Source organism: Caballeronia sp. SEWSISQ10-4 2 (assembly GCF_030464885.1).
In the GTDB taxonomy this organism is placed as follows: domain Bacteria; phylum Pseudomonadota; class Gammaproteobacteria; order Burkholderiales; family Burkholderiaceae; genus Caballeronia.
Window position 1 is genome coordinate 1 of sequence record NZ_JALPRJ010000073.1, and the last position, 14099, is coordinate 14099.

General features: G+C 60.4%; 13 protein-coding genes. 12 read left to right on the forward strand and 1 reads right to left on the reverse strand.

The window, feature by feature from the left end:
• The 9 genes from M0D69_RS34125 to M0D69_RS34165 all read left to right on the forward strand — a co-directional run.
• A partial coding sequence (locus M0D69_RS34125) for a hypothetical protein (RefSeq protein ID WP_301786240.1) occupies positions 1-297 on the forward strand: 297 nt, incomplete at its 5' end.
• A 114-nt stretch (positions 298-411) separates the two neighbouring features.
• Positions 412-702, forward strand: coding sequence for a hypothetical protein (locus M0D69_RS34130; RefSeq protein WP_301786241.1), 291 nt, complete (start codon positions 412-414; stop codon positions 700-702).
• A gap of 605 nt (positions 703-1307) precedes the next feature.
• Complete coding sequence (locus M0D69_RS34135) at positions 1308-2081, forward strand: GntR family transcriptional regulator (protein ID WP_301786242.1); 774 nt, start codon at positions 1308-1310, stop codon at positions 2079-2081.
• Positions 2082-2250: 169 nt separating this feature from the next.
• Positions 2251-3819, forward strand: a complete 1569-nt coding sequence (locus M0D69_RS34140) for a gamma-glutamyltransferase family protein (RefSeq protein ID WP_301786243.1) — start codon at positions 2251-2253, stop codon at positions 3817-3819.
• A gap of 112 nt (positions 3820-3931) precedes the next feature.
• Positions 3932-5215, forward strand: coding sequence for an oxalate/formate MFS antiporter (gene oxlT, locus M0D69_RS34145; protein WP_301786244.1), 1284 nt, complete (start codon positions 3932-3934; stop codon positions 5213-5215).
• A gap of 25 nt (positions 5216-5240) precedes the next feature.
• Positions 5241-6017, forward strand: coding sequence for an ABC transporter ATP-binding protein (locus M0D69_RS34150; protein ID WP_301786245.1), 777 nt, complete (start codon positions 5241-5243; stop codon positions 6015-6017).
• On the forward strand, positions 6014-6856 hold the full coding sequence (locus M0D69_RS34155; protein ID WP_301786246.1) for an ABC transporter permease: 843 nt from the start codon (positions 6014-6016) through the stop codon (positions 6854-6856). The genes M0D69_RS34150 and M0D69_RS34155 overlap by 4 nt, the downstream gene beginning before the upstream one ends.
• Before the next feature lie 34 nt (positions 6857-6890).
• Positions 6891-7871, forward strand: a complete 981-nt coding sequence (locus tag M0D69_RS34160; protein WP_301786247.1) for an ABC transporter substrate-binding protein — start codon at positions 6891-6893, stop codon at positions 7869-7871.
• Between the two features lie 4 nt (positions 7872-7875).
• A complete protein-coding gene (locus tag M0D69_RS34165) occupies positions 7876-9210 on the forward strand; it encodes an amidase (protein ID WP_301786248.1) in 1335 nt (444 codons plus the stop codon).
• Positions 9211-9292: 82 nt separating this feature from the next.
• Here the strand turns inward: M0D69_RS34165 and M0D69_RS34170 are convergent, their stop codons facing one another.
• Positions 9293-10705, reverse strand: coding sequence for a sensor histidine kinase (locus M0D69_RS34170; RefSeq protein WP_367619799.1), 1413 nt, complete (start codon positions 10703-10705; stop codon positions 9293-9295).
• Between the two features lie 943 nt (positions 10706-11648).
• On the opposite strand from M0D69_RS34170, the gene M0D69_RS34175 reads away from it, so the two are divergent.
• The 3 genes from M0D69_RS34175 to M0D69_RS34185 all read left to right on the forward strand — a co-directional run bounded on the left by M0D69_RS34175 (position 11649) and on the right by M0D69_RS34185 (position 14095).
• On the forward strand, positions 11649-13367 hold the full coding sequence (locus M0D69_RS34175) for a GGDEF domain-containing protein (protein WP_301786249.1): 1719 nt from the start codon (positions 11649-11651) through the stop codon (positions 13365-13367).
• 172 nt (positions 13368-13539) lie between these two features.
• Positions 13540-13833 carry a GYD domain-containing protein gene (locus tag M0D69_RS34180; protein ID WP_301786250.1) on the forward strand — a complete coding sequence of 98 codons (294 nt, stop codon included), beginning with the start codon at positions 13540-13542 and terminating at the stop codon, positions 13831-13833.
• 58 nt (positions 13834-13891) lie between these two features.
• Entirely contained in the window at positions 13892-14095 is a 204-nt protein-coding gene (locus M0D69_RS34185; RefSeq protein ID WP_301786251.1) for a hypothetical protein, read from the forward strand.
• Positions 14096-14099: the final 4 nt, after the last annotated feature.

The window sequence follows — 14099 nt, forward strand, 5'->3', positions numbered from 1 at the left end:
GACACTAACTTGCCGATTGTTGGGAGGCGTTTTCTTTGCTTCTGTTTCTTTTTCGTCGTTGCGGTGTGGAAAAGAAATGAAGTGCCGCCACGCACAGTGGCTAATAGTGATAAAGAGAACAGTCAGAATAGACCGGCCACGGACGCAGAAAGCGGCAACCCAGCACCGACCCCGACCGCTAGCCCGGAACCACCCGCCCCCGACCGCCCCTTCGTTTTAGCACAACTTTTTATACAACATATATACGTCCGCCAGCATTCTTTCGACACGGCAATTATCGAAGAAGGCGAACAATAGAAGACGAACAAAATAGGTCTGGCGGACGCCACGAATAAAAGACAGTCGCCATCGCCGCTAAGGCAACGCATTCACGTCTTAGCGTTATTAAATAGCCGAAAAGCGGACAGTACTATGACCAATGAGATCGGGGCCTTGATCGAAGAAATTCAACGATATGCAGGAAAACGCATGCATGACGTGACGCGCGGTGCAGAAACGCCGGCGCTTGCGGCGCTCATGGTCGAGAAATTCGGCGAGGGTCTGGTAAAAGCGGGATACTTGCTGGGCGTCGAACGCGCCGATGCGCTCAGGCATGAGATCGACCGCCTGGTGCGAGAGATAGACTCGGAATACCCGGCACATCTTCAATGCCGTTTTGAAGCGCGGCCTGCAGGACTGGCAATCAACGGCAAAGCACACTGAGCGCTGCTAGCTTCAAAACGGCAAGCGTGCTCATCAAGTGCGGGTGATGAATTCTACGGAGCGTACCGTCGTCAACCGCTCCGCAATAACCTATGGAAGATGTTATGGCATTCAAACAAACGAAGGGAAACACGACCGTTGAGGCTATTGTCCAGCCATCCCCGGGCCAGATGTTCAAAGGCGCGGTCCGCGTGACAACGTTACGCGACAAAAAGACCCTGGAGCAAATCACAGGACGCGGCTGTGGCCGGCCGATGAATAGCCCTGAAGCTGCATTGGAGCTTGCTGAGGCAGCGGCTCGACGTATGCTCGGTATAAGTCAGTGACAGACGCGCTAAATAAATGAAGCTTATTTTTTGTGAGCGTTGCTAATTCGCTAGCGCGCTAGCGAATTAGCAAGCGTCCAAAAGAGTCTGTGGCGCCGGTAGTACCGGTCTCTCGCCTCTGGCCGAATAACAAACTCGCCTTGGATGCTGCCAAGGCTTCAGGTGGCAAGGCCGTTTTTTACCCCGCTTATCGAATGTCGATTTACCCGGGTCCGACGGTTTGGTGCGTGAGAAACGCCCATTTTCGTGGCGAGCTTTTATTGCTAAGCTTCCGCCATCATGTCCGACACCCTTATCGATCCGTTCTCGCTACCATTGCCCAGTCGCTCGGCGTCGCGTGCCGAGCACGTCTATTTCAGCTTGCGTGACGACATCTTCGAAATGCGCTTGCTTCCCGGTGACCGCGTGACCGAGGGCAGCATAGCGGAGCGTTTCGACGTCTCGCGCACACCCGCCCGCGAAGCCCTGCAACGCCTGCAAAGCGATGGTCTGATGCAAGGTTATGTCCGGGGCGGGTGGGAGGTCGTACCCATCGATTTCAAACGTTTCGACGATCTTTACGAGATGCGAAAGCTGATTGAAACCTTCGCAATCAGCAAGCTCGTCAGCGAAGCAACGCCGCTGTCCGGTGTCGTCCTGCAGATGCTCGACGAGCTTGAGCGCGTGTGGAACGTGCCATTGTCCCGACGTGTCCGCGACGGCCGCGAGGTTGCCGCGCTCGACGAAGCGTTCCATCACGCACTCGTCTGCGCCGCCGGCAACGAAGAACTGACCAACTCCATGCAGCGCGTCACCGATCGTATCCGCGTGGTGCGGCGGCTCGACTTCGTGTACGGCAACTGCATCGACGTTACGTACGACGAACACGTCGCCATCCTCGACGCCATCCGGCGCTGCGAGGCCGAGCGAAGCGCCGCGCTTATAGCGCGTCATATCGAGGGCAGCCAGGCTGAAGTGCGCAGCCTGACGGTCCATCGCCTGCAAAGCGCACGCACCGCAATGAAGCCGGCCAGTGCGCCGTATGCACCACCCCGGATACGTCGCACCACCTAGCAGCATGCCGGTTGCGCGCGACCGTTCTCGAATCCCCATCTAGCAAGCGACTAAGGTCAGCGGGCTGCCTGGCATGCTTTTCGCGAGGTCGACAAGTATGTATACAAGCAAATTCCTCTGACCAAGCATGTCGCCTGACTTCCCCAATTGTGTACGCGGAGTGCGAGGCATGGCCGTCGCACCCCATGCGCTGGCTTCGCAAAGCGCGCTCGCTGTATTGCGCGAGGGCGGCAACGCCGTCGAGGCGATGATTGCCGCCGCTGCGACGATTGCGGTTGTCTATCCGCACATGAACAGCATCGGCGGCGATGGCTTCTGGCTGATCTCGTGCCCTGGCAAGAAACCGGTTGGCATCGAGGCGTGCGGTGGGGCTGCGATGGCTGCGACCATCGACGAATATCGCTCGCGCGGGCTCACGTCCATTCCAACGCGCGGTCCGCTGGCCGCGAATACGGTTGCGGGAACGGTGTCCGGCTGGCAGCTCGCTCACCGCTGGTCGAACGAGACGCTCGGTGGCAAGCTGCCGGCTGCGCGCCTGCTGGAAGACGCCATCCACTACGCAAAGCGCGGCATGCCGGTCACGCGCAGCCAGGCGCAATGCGTGGCGAGCACGCGCGCCGAGTTGCAGTCGATCCCCGGATTTGCCGATACCTTTCTGCCGGGCGAACACGCGCCCGTGACAGGCGAGCGCTTCTCCATGCCCCGTCTGGGAGCATCGCTGCAACAACTTGCCGACGCCGGTTTCGACGATTTTTATCGTGGCGATCTGGCGCGCAGCATAGCGAGCGATCTGCGGTCGGTGGGGTCCCTGCTGACGCTCGCGGATCTCGAGCGGCATCAAGCCCGCCTGCGCACGCCGCTCGCGCTCGTGCATTCGCTCGGTACGGTCTACAACATGCCGCCGCCTACACAGGGCCTTGTTTCGCTGCTGATCCTCGGCATCCTCGACCGGGTGTCGGCGAAAGACATGGACCCGCTTGGCCCCGAGTTCGTGCACGCGTGCGTGGAGGCGACCAAGCTCGCATTTCACGTCCGCGATCGGCATATCACCGATCCCGATCACATGCAGATCGACCCGCTCACGCTGCTCGATCCCGTTGCGCTCGACGAGATGGCCGCGCGCGTTTCAATGACGCGAGCCGCGCCGTGGGGACGCGGTGCGGGACCTGGGGACACCGTCTGGCTCGGCACGATGGACGCAGACGGCGTGGCGGTGAGTTTTATCCAGAGCATCTATCACGAGTTCGGCAGCGGTGTGGTGCTGGCGAGGTCGGGGATCAACTGGCAGAACCGCGGTTGTAGTTTTTCGCTCGATGAGCAAGCGCTGAACTCGCTGATGCCGGGACGCCGCCCGTTCCACACGCTCAACCCGGCGCTCGCGCGTTTTTCCGATGGACGCACGATGGTCTACGGGAATATGGGCGGCGACGGGCAGCCGCAATCGCAGAGCGCGGTGTTCTCGCGGATAGCCCATTTTGGCTGGAATCCGCAGGCGGCCATCGACGCGCCGCGCTGGTTGCTTGGCCGCACGTGGGGACAGACGACGGACACGCTCAAGCTCGAGACGCGCTTCGCGCCCGCCACGGTGGCGGCACTGGCAACGCTTGGTCACGAAGTCGAAATCATGCAGGCCTACGACGAGGCGATGGGGCATGCCGGCGCAATAGTGCGGTATCCAGATGGATCGTTCGAGGCAGGCTACGACCCGCGCAGCGACGGTGCGGCGGCCGGCTGGTAGCGCCCACCTTTTCCAGAAAACGCAAACGAGTCCGGCCGGGGTGGCCGGATGGCGCGGCTTTTCCGCTGTTCCGCGCATCGACTGACGAATGTTTCAGATACGGAGAATTACCATGACCACTCGCTCGCAAGCCATCGATACGCCGGGTATCGAGAACCTGTCGACCGCCACGACGCATAACCGCTGGCTTCAGCTCGGCCTCGGCCTGGTCTGCATGATGGCGATCTCGAGTCCGCAATATGTCTGGACGCTGATGACCAAGCCGCTTGCGGCGAAACTGGGCATCGCGTTGCCTGAGTTGCAAGTGACGTTCTCGCTACTGATCATCCTGCAGACGTTCTTTTCGCCGTTCCAGGGCAAGCTGATCGACCGCTTCGGGCCGCGCCTCCTGATCTCGATCGGAACCGTGCTGTCGGGCATGAGCTGGGTGCTGGCGTCGATGGTGCAGAGCGTGCCCATGCTCTACGTGACCTATGGCGTGGTCGGCGGACTGGGAACCGGCATTGTTTACGTCGGCGTAGTCGGCTTGATGGTGCGCTGGTTTCCTGACCGGCGTGGCTTCGCTGCGGGTGCGGTCGCAGCCGGTTACGGCATGGGCGCGATCGTCACGACCTTTCCGATAGCCTCGTCGCTGGCGGTTCGCGGAGTGGATGCAACCATGTTGACCTTCGGCATGGCCTTTGCGGTGGTCGGGCTGCTCGCGTCGCAAGGCTTGCGCGTGCCGCCTTCGCACGACGCGGTTGCGGCGAGCGCCACGCAAGCCGCGGTGGCCGGCCTGCGGCCGTCGCAGACGTTGAAGAGCCCGATCTTCTGGCTCATGTTCCTGATGATGACCATGATGTCGACCTCGGGGCTGATGGTGACCTCGCAGATGGCGACGTTCGCCGCCGATTTCGGCGTGACCAACGTGCTCGTGTTAGGCATGGCTGCGCTCCCGCTCGCGTTGACCATCGACCGGTTTACGAATGGGCTGACGCGGCCGTTGTTCGGCTGGGTCTCAGACCGGCTTGGCCGCGAGAACACCATGTGCTTTGCCTTCGGACTCGAAGGCATCGCGATGGCGCTATGGCTGATCACGCGCGATAACGCGGTCCTGTTCGTCTTGCTGTCCGGCGTGGTGTTCTTTGGCTGGGGCGAAATTTTCTCGCTGTTTCCGTCCACGCTCACCGATACTTTCGGCACGCGCCACGCCACCGAAAACTACGGCTGGCTTTACATCTCGCAAGGCATCGGCTCGATCTTCGGTGGACCGCTTGCGGCGCTGATGCACCAGCATGCGGCCAGTTGGGTCCCGGTGTTCGGCACAGCTATAACGTTGGATATAACCACCGCCGTACTCGCGATCGCCGTTCTCAAGCCGATGCGCAGCCGCTTCCTCGCCGCGCAGCGCGTGTGATCTGGATCAACGCTCAGGAATTCGCATGTCAGTTCAGCTTGCATTGCGCAACATCCGTAAATCGTTTTCGAATAAACACGGCACGGTGGATGTATTGGGGGGCCTCACGTTCGATATCAACGAACGCGATTTCGTGAGCATCATCGGTCCGTCAGGCTGTGGAAAGACAACAGTCTTTAACGTGATTGCCGGCTTGCTGGAAGCCGACAGTGGCGACATTGTGTATCGAGGACAAACGGTCGAGGGCTTGCGAGGCAAGGTCGGCTACATGATGCAGCGTGACCTGTTACTGCCATGGCGAACGGTTTTGCAGAACGTGCTGATTGGTCCGGAGTTATCTCGCATGCCGATTGCGCAGGCGCGGGAGACGGCGATGGAATACCTCAACACCTATGGCCTCGCGGGTTTCGAAAACGCCTATCCGCGCATGCTTTCTGGCGGCATGCGCCAACGCGTGGCGTTGATCCGCACGTTGATCAACGATCCCGACATCATTCTGCTCGACGAGCCGTTCTCCGCGCTCGACTACCAGACGCGGCTCTATCTGGAAGGCGTGTTGATGGAAGCCGTGGAGACTTTCCACAAGACCGTGGTGCTCGTTACGCACGACATCGACGAAGCCGTGGCGTTGTCCAAGCGCGTGGTCGTGCTCGGCGGCAGGCCGTCGCAGGTAAAGAAGATCTACGACATCGACATTGCCGCGCGCTCGCCGATCGGCGCCCGCAGCGATCCGAACTTTTCCGGCTACTTCCATGCCCTGTGCGGTGAACTCGATATCCAGACCGAGGTGGGTTCAGCATGACGCAATCCGTTTCCATCGCGCAGCCGGCGCAAAAGACGCAGGCTAAAAAGTGGGCGCTCGACAGCGGGTGGGGCCGCTCTCTGTTGCAACTCGCCGCCGTGATCGCGTTCTTCGCGATCTGGGAGGGCGCCGCGCGGCTTGGCTGGGTCTCGAACTTTCTGGTCGGCTCGCCGGCGAAGATCTTCGATGCGCTCGTGCGCGACGCCCATTCCGGCCAGCTATTCACCGATACCGGCTACACCCTGTTCGAAGCGATCCTCGGTTTCGTGTTCGGCACGGCGGTGGGCTCCGTATGTGGTCTCGCGCTCTGGTATTCGCCGTTCGTCGCGCGACTGATCGAGCCGTTTATTGTCGCGATCAACAGCGTGCCGAAGATCGCGTTCGCGCCTATCGTGATCCTCTGGTTTGGCACCGGGCTGATATCGAAAGTCGCGCTGGCGATCTCGCTGACTGCCATCGTCGCGCTGATCGCGGCATACGAAGCGGCGAAGGACGCCGATCCCGACCTGCAGGCACTGCTCATCACGCTTGGCGCGAACAAGAACGATGTGTTCACGAAGGTGGTCGTGCCGTCCACGCTGCCGTATGTGATCTCGACGTTTCGCATCAACGTCGGCTTTGGTCTCGTCGGGGCGGTGGTCGGCGAGTTCATCTCGTCCGAACACGGACTCGGGCACATGATCTTCACGGCGTCCAGCCTGTACGACCTCAACACGGTATGGGAAGGGCTCTTCGTGTTGATGGCGATCGGCTTCATGCTCTATTTTCTGATCGACCTCATCGAGCGCCGGTTGCTGCCGTGGCGCCAGGCATCGAATGCCAACACGCTGAAAGTCTGAACGACTAGTCAATCACCTGATCGGGGAAATAACGATGGCACCATCCGTAAGAAAAATGCTGACCGCACTGACGACGGCGCTTGCGTTTTCCGCGGCGTCGGTCTCAACCACGGCGCTCGCCGCAGACAAGAAGGTCACCATCTCGCAGGCGTTTCAGTCGATGCTGTATCTGCCGCTCTATGTCGCTATCGATGGGGGTTTCTTCACAAAGGAAGGGCTCGACGTGACCAAGCAGACGGCGGGCAGTCCGAGCGCGGCGTTATCGGCGGTCCTGTCGGGCAGCGCGGATTTCTCGCTGCATGGTCCGGAGTGGACGGCGGTGGCATCCGAGAAGGGCGCTGACGTCGACGTGATCGCGAACGTGGTGAACGGTGCGGCCGTGTGGATCGCGGCGGCTCCCGATGTCAAGTTTGCCAGTATCAAGGACGTCAAGGGCGAGGTGGTGGTGTCGGGGCAGATGCCGACCACCAGCACCTCGCTCTTCTTCAGGGCGCTGAAGGAGAACGGCATGTCGCCGAGCGACGTCAAGCTGGTGCAGGTTCCGCTCGGTTCCGAGATCGGGCCGCTGGTGGCGGGGCAATCGAAGATCGCGGTCATGTACGAACCGGGTCTCGATCAAGCCGTCGCCAAGGGGATGAAGGTCGTGTTGAGCTTTCCCAAACTCTATGGCGAATACGCGTTCTCGACGATCACGGCGAAGCGCAGCATCGATCCCGATTCCGCCGCACGTTTCGTGAAGGGACTGCAAAACGCGCTTCTTTACATGCAGACCAACCCGGCAGAAACGGCCGCAATCGCTCGCAAGGAATTTCCGACGCTCGACGCGCCGGTGGTCGACGCCGCCGTCAAGCGTATGCTTGCCGATGGCGTCTATCCGAAGAACGTCGACATCACGCCGAAGGCGCTCACGGTCGCAATGGACACGCAGATCGCGCTCGGCAACCTGAAGCAACAGCCGAAGTACGATACATTTATTGCGCGCAACTATATCCAACCCGCACTTGCTGCCAAATAAATTCATGACCTACGTTTGCCCGACCATTGCCGAGGTTCGCAACGCTGTTGCTTCAGACGAGACCAGCGTTGAACAGTTCGTTATCCAAAGTTTCGATGCAGCGCAAGCGTCGCAAGCAGAGCTGCACGCATTCCAGTATTTGCCGGATACGCCGCCGGTCAACCGCGCCGAAACGGCCTTGCCGCTGGCAGGGGTAGCGGTTGCGGTGAAGGACATCATCGATACCGCCGACATGCCCACCGAGTTCAACTCGCCTGCGTATGCAGGACGGCGTCCCGGACAGGATGCGTGCGTGGTCGCGCGCCTGCGCGCAGCGGGCGCGACAATACTCGGCAAGTCGGTAACGACTGAGTTTGCTTTTCGCCATCCCGGGCCGACCGTCAACCCGTGGAACAGCGCGTTCACGCCGGGCGGATCGTCGAGCGGCTCGGCGGCCGCGGTCAGCGCAGGCATTGTTCCGCTGGCGCTCGGTACGCAGACGCAGGGATCGGTGATTCGTCCTGCCGCCTATTGCGGTGTCGTTGGCTTCAAGCCGACCTACGGCACCATCGCGAGGACCGGTGTATTGCCGCTCGCATGGTCGCTCGACCATGTCGGTTTGTTCACCAGGACCGTCGCGGATGCCGCCTACGTGCTGAGGCTCGTCGCCGGCGCCGACGCCGGCGATCCGCATGCATCGCATGTCCCGGGCACGGGCACGGTCGCCGTCGCGAGGGCGACGGGACGCCGTATCGGCATGCTGACGAAACAGGCGGGCGGCGCGCTCGAGCCCGCACAGCAAGCCGCGCTCGACGCGCTCGCCGAACGCCTGTCGCGTGACGGCGCCGAGATCGTCATGGTCGATCTCCCTGCAGAGATCTTCGACACACCGCGCCACGCACTGACGCTAATGGGTGTTGAAGCCGCCATCACGCATGGCGAACTCGTCGACCGTTCGCCGGAACTCGTCAGCGCTCCGATGCGCGAACTGGTCGCGCAAGGGCGCGCGCTGCCCGCGACCGACTATGCAATGACCAGGGTTCTGCAGGGACGCATGGCGCATCGGTTCGACCGGTGGTTCAGGGAGACAATGGCACTCGACGCGCTGCTGGTTGCGCCGGCGAGCGGCGAGCCGCCGCGTGGGCTCGACTTTACGGGCGATGCGTCGTTCTGCGCCCCGTGGACGTTCCTGGGCGTGCCGGCCGTTACGGTGCCGGCCGGTTTCGGGCCGGCAGGCTTGCCACTGGGCGCGCAGCTTGTCGGTGCCGCGAATGGCGACGTCGCGTTGCTCGATCTGGCGGAGTGGGTCGAGCAACGGACCGGGTGGAAAGCTGCGGTTGCGGCCATTTCGGCGCAGTAAGGGGCGCGGAGCGAACGAGAAGCGGCTGAAGACGCTCGTCTTCACGCCGCCGCGCCTTCGAACACCGGCAGCCCGCGCGGGTTTAAAGCCATACGGTAAATCTGGTTCCCGAAATCACGCTGCTTACCGTCAGTTGCCATTCGTGAGCAGTAGCGATTTCCTTGCAGATAGCCAGCCCCAGGCCCGCACCATCGTGGCTGCTATTCGGAGCACGCCAGTACCGCTTGAAAAGGAACGGAAGGTGATCCTGGCTGATGCCAGGTCCCTGGTCCTGAACCTGAATCGAGGCTTTGTCGACGATCAGCGATACGACGCTATCGGGCGGCGAAGCATTGATCGCGTTCTCTACAATATTCTTGAGCAGGATAAACAACGCGCTCCTGTCTGCCAAGATGGGCGCCGGCGCAACCGGCACCTGAAGTTGAAGCTTCACCTGCCATCGGTCGGCCTTGCGTGACAGATACGCTACGACGTCCTGCGCAACGTCAACACTGTCTACCTCGCCAAAGCTGAGGTTCTGCGGTTCGCTGACCTCGGCGAGATGCAACAACTGCCGAACCTGCCGTGCCATCAGATCGACCTCGCGAAACAGCAGTTCTCTATGCTTGATTTCAGGTTCCAGCTCGATCTGGCCTCGGATCAAGGTAAGCGGCGTTTGAAGTTCGTGCGCGGCTGACGCAAGAAATTGTTGCTGAACAGAGAAACCGTTCTCAAGTCTGCCAAGCGCTTCGTTGAAAGCGTTGAGCAGCGGCTTGATCTCACTCGGAACGCCCTTGGGCGAAAGGCGCGCGGTCAGGTTGCGCGGTGTAATCAGCGCAGCGGCGCCCGACGCTTCCCTGAGCGGCTTGAGTACCCGATGCACGGTCAAGGTCAGCGTCAACCCGAAGATGATCGTCGCGACAAAGATCGTTATCCTGACGATAGCGGGAATCTGTTTGACCTTCGCGCCAATCATGGCGTCAATCAGGCGCGCACTCATGGCGGTCTGGGCATAGAAAACGTCATGCCCGTGTGGAATCCGAAGCGTCACGACGTCAAATGGTTTGCTGCCGATCGTTACCCGCGCGATCTTGTCCGCGGTTCGAAAAGGATCACCGGCAATCCAGGGGGTGAGGTCCTGTGCGCCGCCCGACGCGAACAACACGCTTCCCTGCTCGTCGAGCACGCGGTACTTGAGTTCGGTGGGCACCGCCTCGAACAGCCACGCCGTCTGTCGGGCAGGCTGTACCGAGACGGGACGGCCGGCGTCGTCAAAGCGAAGCCCGTTCGCGACATCCTCAGCTCTTTCTATTTGTTCGTGTCGCCCGATTGTCTGCTCGGGAAAGTGATTAAACGCGTAGATGACCAGAGCGGCCAGCAGAGTCATGCAGACCGCGAGCGCAGCAACGCTGGTCAACCACAGGCGCGCGGACAAACTTCGAATCCAGTGGTTGAACATGCCATATAAGAGGCGGTCGACTGCAGGCGCTGCAAGCGTGGGCTGGGATGTTGTCACGATCGGGGTGTCGGTGGCGTATCAGAATGGACCTGAACGTTCGATGTACCTTGCATGCGCTCTCTCCGGAATCAACTACTGATGGATCGGGTTGGACGTCGCGATCGGCAGACTCACATCGTAGTCGAGCAATGCGCACTGACGGTGAACAAAAGAAGGAGAAATGGTGGAGGTTTGGTTTGCTCGCGATAAAAATTAGGGGTCAAATCCGTAACGACATTGACCCTAAGCGCAGTATTCATGGATGAGGTACCTGCGAGAAAACGCTCGCTCGTTTTCGCATGTCATGGCGATTAGCGACCGCTCGATAGATTCGATATCCTGAATACTCATCGCGGCAAACCGTCATAGGCGGCAATACCTGATTCGGTGGGTGTGGCCGAAGGACGAGTCAAAATGCTCGCTAGAGCGACAATTCCCAATTGAGGGCATGCCTCGTTGTTCGCGGCGGGGGACACGCTTTCACGTAAGCCGATGATTGACCGGTCTCATTCGATCTTCCTTTTCCTCCTTGTCTTCGGAGTAGGCGAGAGCTCGTGCAAATGCGGTATTTTCCCTAACCGGGCGGCATGACGCCTCGGCACCCGAATGGCGACGCTTTGCCGAACCTAAACAAATCTGCGATTCTGCCGTTAAACAACTAACAGATGCTCGGTTAACCCGTTTGATGCCCAATGGGCCGAAAATATAGAGAGAATCGCAACATCAGGCTGCCACGCGAGCGAACATCATACGAATACAAGGGTTCCATGGACAGGCGTGGACCGGTATTCTTCATGCCTTACATCAGCCCCGATTAGCGCAGCCAATGATGTTTTGACTCTTCCTTGAGCTGCCTCACCCCAATCACCATCCCGCAAGCAGCTATTCATCAGTGTCCCGTTTTTCAATTGCGATGATTAAAACACCCGCGCGCGAAACGTCGATCAGGCGGCGAATCAACTTGAGCGCAGCCAGTTTATTGCTGCCGGTGATCTTGCTGGCCGCTGGATTAGTTGTGCATCAATGGCAGGCCTATGCTGCAGCGGAGGCTGCCACGCGCGCGTTTGAACAGTTTCGCGCGACTCTGCTGGCGATGGAGAAAGTATCGGCGGAGCGGGGACCCACCAACGGAGCGTTGGGCGCGGACGCGAAAGCCGCCGTTGCCGCGCACAGCCGGATGATGTCCGCCCGCACCGAGAGCGATCGCCGGATCGCGAATTTGCTCGCCCAACTCGACCCGCATGAATGCAATGACTGTGCAGCCGCGAGGCAGAGTGTTGAAACAGCTCGTGCAAGGCTTGCGTCTGCGCGCGAAGACGTCGATGCCGTCGTCGATCTGCCCAAGGAGCGACGCGATCAGTCGGCAATATCCAGTGCGGTCAGGCATATGATCGATGTAATCCCCTGGTTCGGATCGAGTGTCATCAGCAGCGCAAGCGCTGTCGTTCGAGGTGATCCGGACGCAGTCAACTGCCTTGGACTTGCCCGCCTGAGCGCCGATTTGCGGGAGCAGGCGGGCCAGTTGGGATCGGGGTTCACCACCGCCTTGAGCGCAAACAGGCCGCTGACCAGCGCGGAACTGCTTGCGCTCGAGCGTACCCGAGGGCGTATAGACGCGTTGCGCGAGTTGATAGAGGCGCGGGTCGGGAATCGCCCCGCTCTGACCACTCAGGCGTTCGAGAATATGAACGCGCAGTACTTCGGGACCGGGATAGCTTATCTCGGCGGGATTCAGGAGGCCGCGTTGCGGCCGGGCGGCGCCGGTGTATCGCCCGCGGAACTCGCGGCGAGCTATGTGCCGACAATGGCCGCCATCACCGCCTACCGCGACGAGGTGCTGAGTTTCGCTGAAAGCGATGTGCTGGATCACCGCGACAAAGCGCGCTTGCTGCTGGGCGTTGCGGTGCTCGCGGCGATGCTTCTCACTGGCGCATTGCTAGCGGCCGGCACCGTGTTTCGGCGGCGTTTCGTCCAGCCGTTCGTCGAAGCGACTACCGTGATCAAGGAGATCGCCGAGGGCAAGTTTGCGACACCCGTTCCGCAGGCCAGCAATCGAGACGAAATACTGGGGCTCTTTAGCGCCATCGCGGTGCTCAAGGCGAACAGCATCGCAAAGATGAGCCTTGAGCGGGAGCGTGACCTTTTGATTCGCGATCTTGAGATCATGGCTGATACGGACTCGTTGACGCGCATGCTGAATCGACGCGCATTCCTTCGCAAGGCGCACCTGGCGTTGAGAGAGGCACGCGTCGGCGGCGCGACCCCTGCCTTGATCATGTTCGATATCGATCACTTCAAGGAGATCAACGATACGTATGGCCACGCAGCCGGCGATCACGCGCTGCAGGTACTTGCCAAAGCATGCCGGGAGCTCTGCAGGCCAGCGGATATCTTTGCGCGAATTGGAGGCGAGGAATTTGCTTTGTTCACCTACGTGAACGACGTCCGCAGCGCGGTCGAGATCGCGAATCGGCTTCGGCGGCGCATAGCAGGAACGGCGGTCAACGCTGACGGGCTCGACATTACGATGACCGCGAGCTTTGGCGTCGCGGTTCCCTCGGATCCTTCAAGCCGCACTACGGTAGACGAACTGCTCAAACGTGCCGACCGGTTCCTCTATAGGGCAAAACGGGCAGGGCGTAACCGCGTCGAATCCGAACTGGACGCTCTCGCGGACTAAGCGCTTACGGCGGACACTTTGCCGAAGGCCGGAAAACGGCACATCGCATTCCATTCCATTGCCTAAGATTAAGCTACGCGCAAAACGGTTCTCACCGTACCCGTGCAGTGGCGTTCGTGACATCGCTAGCGCGTTTGAATCCCGACATGTTTTAATCGTAAGGGGAATCGTCATGGCGACTTATGTGGTTCTTGCACAATTTACAGATCAAGGGATCCGCTCCATCAAAAACAGCCCGCAACGGGCCGGTCAGGCGGCGGAAATGGCGAAAGGCTTTGGCTGCGAGATGAAGGAAATTTACTGGACGCTGGGCAACTACGACATTGTTACGATCATCGAGGCGCCGGATGACGAAAGCCTCGCCGCATTCGGTGTCGCGCTCGGGTCCGCCGGCAATGTCCGCACACAGACGTTGCGTGCTTTCACGAAGAGCGAGTTCAGCCCGATTATCGCCAGGCTGACGTAACCCGGCCAGCGGGTACACAAGCCGTTTTCTTTGCGCGATCTTTCCTCAGGAGTTCACGATGAATGCAGGCAACAGAGACACCGTACGCGCCTTCGTGCAAACGGCCGAGCAGGCTGGCGAGTATGTCTGGGTCATCACGCTGGTCGACTTCACGGCACAAAACGTCAAACGTGCGCTGGTTTCAGACGAGACCTACTCAACACGCGCTGCTGCCAAAGACGCCGGCGACGCCCATTTGAAAGCACTGGAGGAAGACCGCTAGCCGC

Coding starts and splice junctions, on each gene's coding strand:
- M0D69_RS34135 (WP_301786242.1), top strand. CDS start 1,308: ATGTCCGACACCCTTATCGATCCGTTCTCGCTACCATTGCCCAGTCGC.
- M0D69_RS34165 (WP_301786248.1), top strand. CDS start 7,876: ATGACCTACGTTTGCCCGACCATTGCCGAGGTTCGCAACGCTGTTGCT.
- M0D69_RS34140 (WP_301786243.1), top strand. CDS start 2,251: ATGGCCGTCGCACCCCATGCGCTGGCTTCGCAAAGCGCGCTCGCTGTA.
- M0D69_RS34180 (WP_301786250.1), top strand. CDS start 13,540: ATGGCGACTTATGTGGTTCTTGCACAATTTACAGATCAAGGGATCCGC.
- M0D69_RS34160 (WP_301786247.1), top strand. CDS start 6,891: ATGGCACCATCCGTAAGAAAAATGCTGACCGCACTGACGACGGCGCTT.
- M0D69_RS34130 (WP_301786241.1), top strand. CDS start 412: ATGACCAATGAGATCGGGGCCTTGATCGAAGAAATTCAACGATATGCA.
- M0D69_RS34185 (WP_301786251.1), top strand. CDS start 13,892: ATGAATGCAGGCAACAGAGACACCGTACGCGCCTTCGTGCAAACGGCC.
- M0D69_RS34150 (WP_301786245.1), top strand. CDS start 5,241: ATGTCAGTTCAGCTTGCATTGCGCAACATCCGTAAATCGTTTTCGAAT.
- M0D69_RS34155 (WP_301786246.1), top strand. CDS start 6,014: ATGACGCAATCCGTTTCCATCGCGCAGCCGGCGCAAAAGACGCAGGCT.
- oxlT (WP_301786244.1), top strand. CDS start 3,932: ATGACCACTCGCTCGCAAGCCATCGATACGCCGGGTATCGAGAACCTG.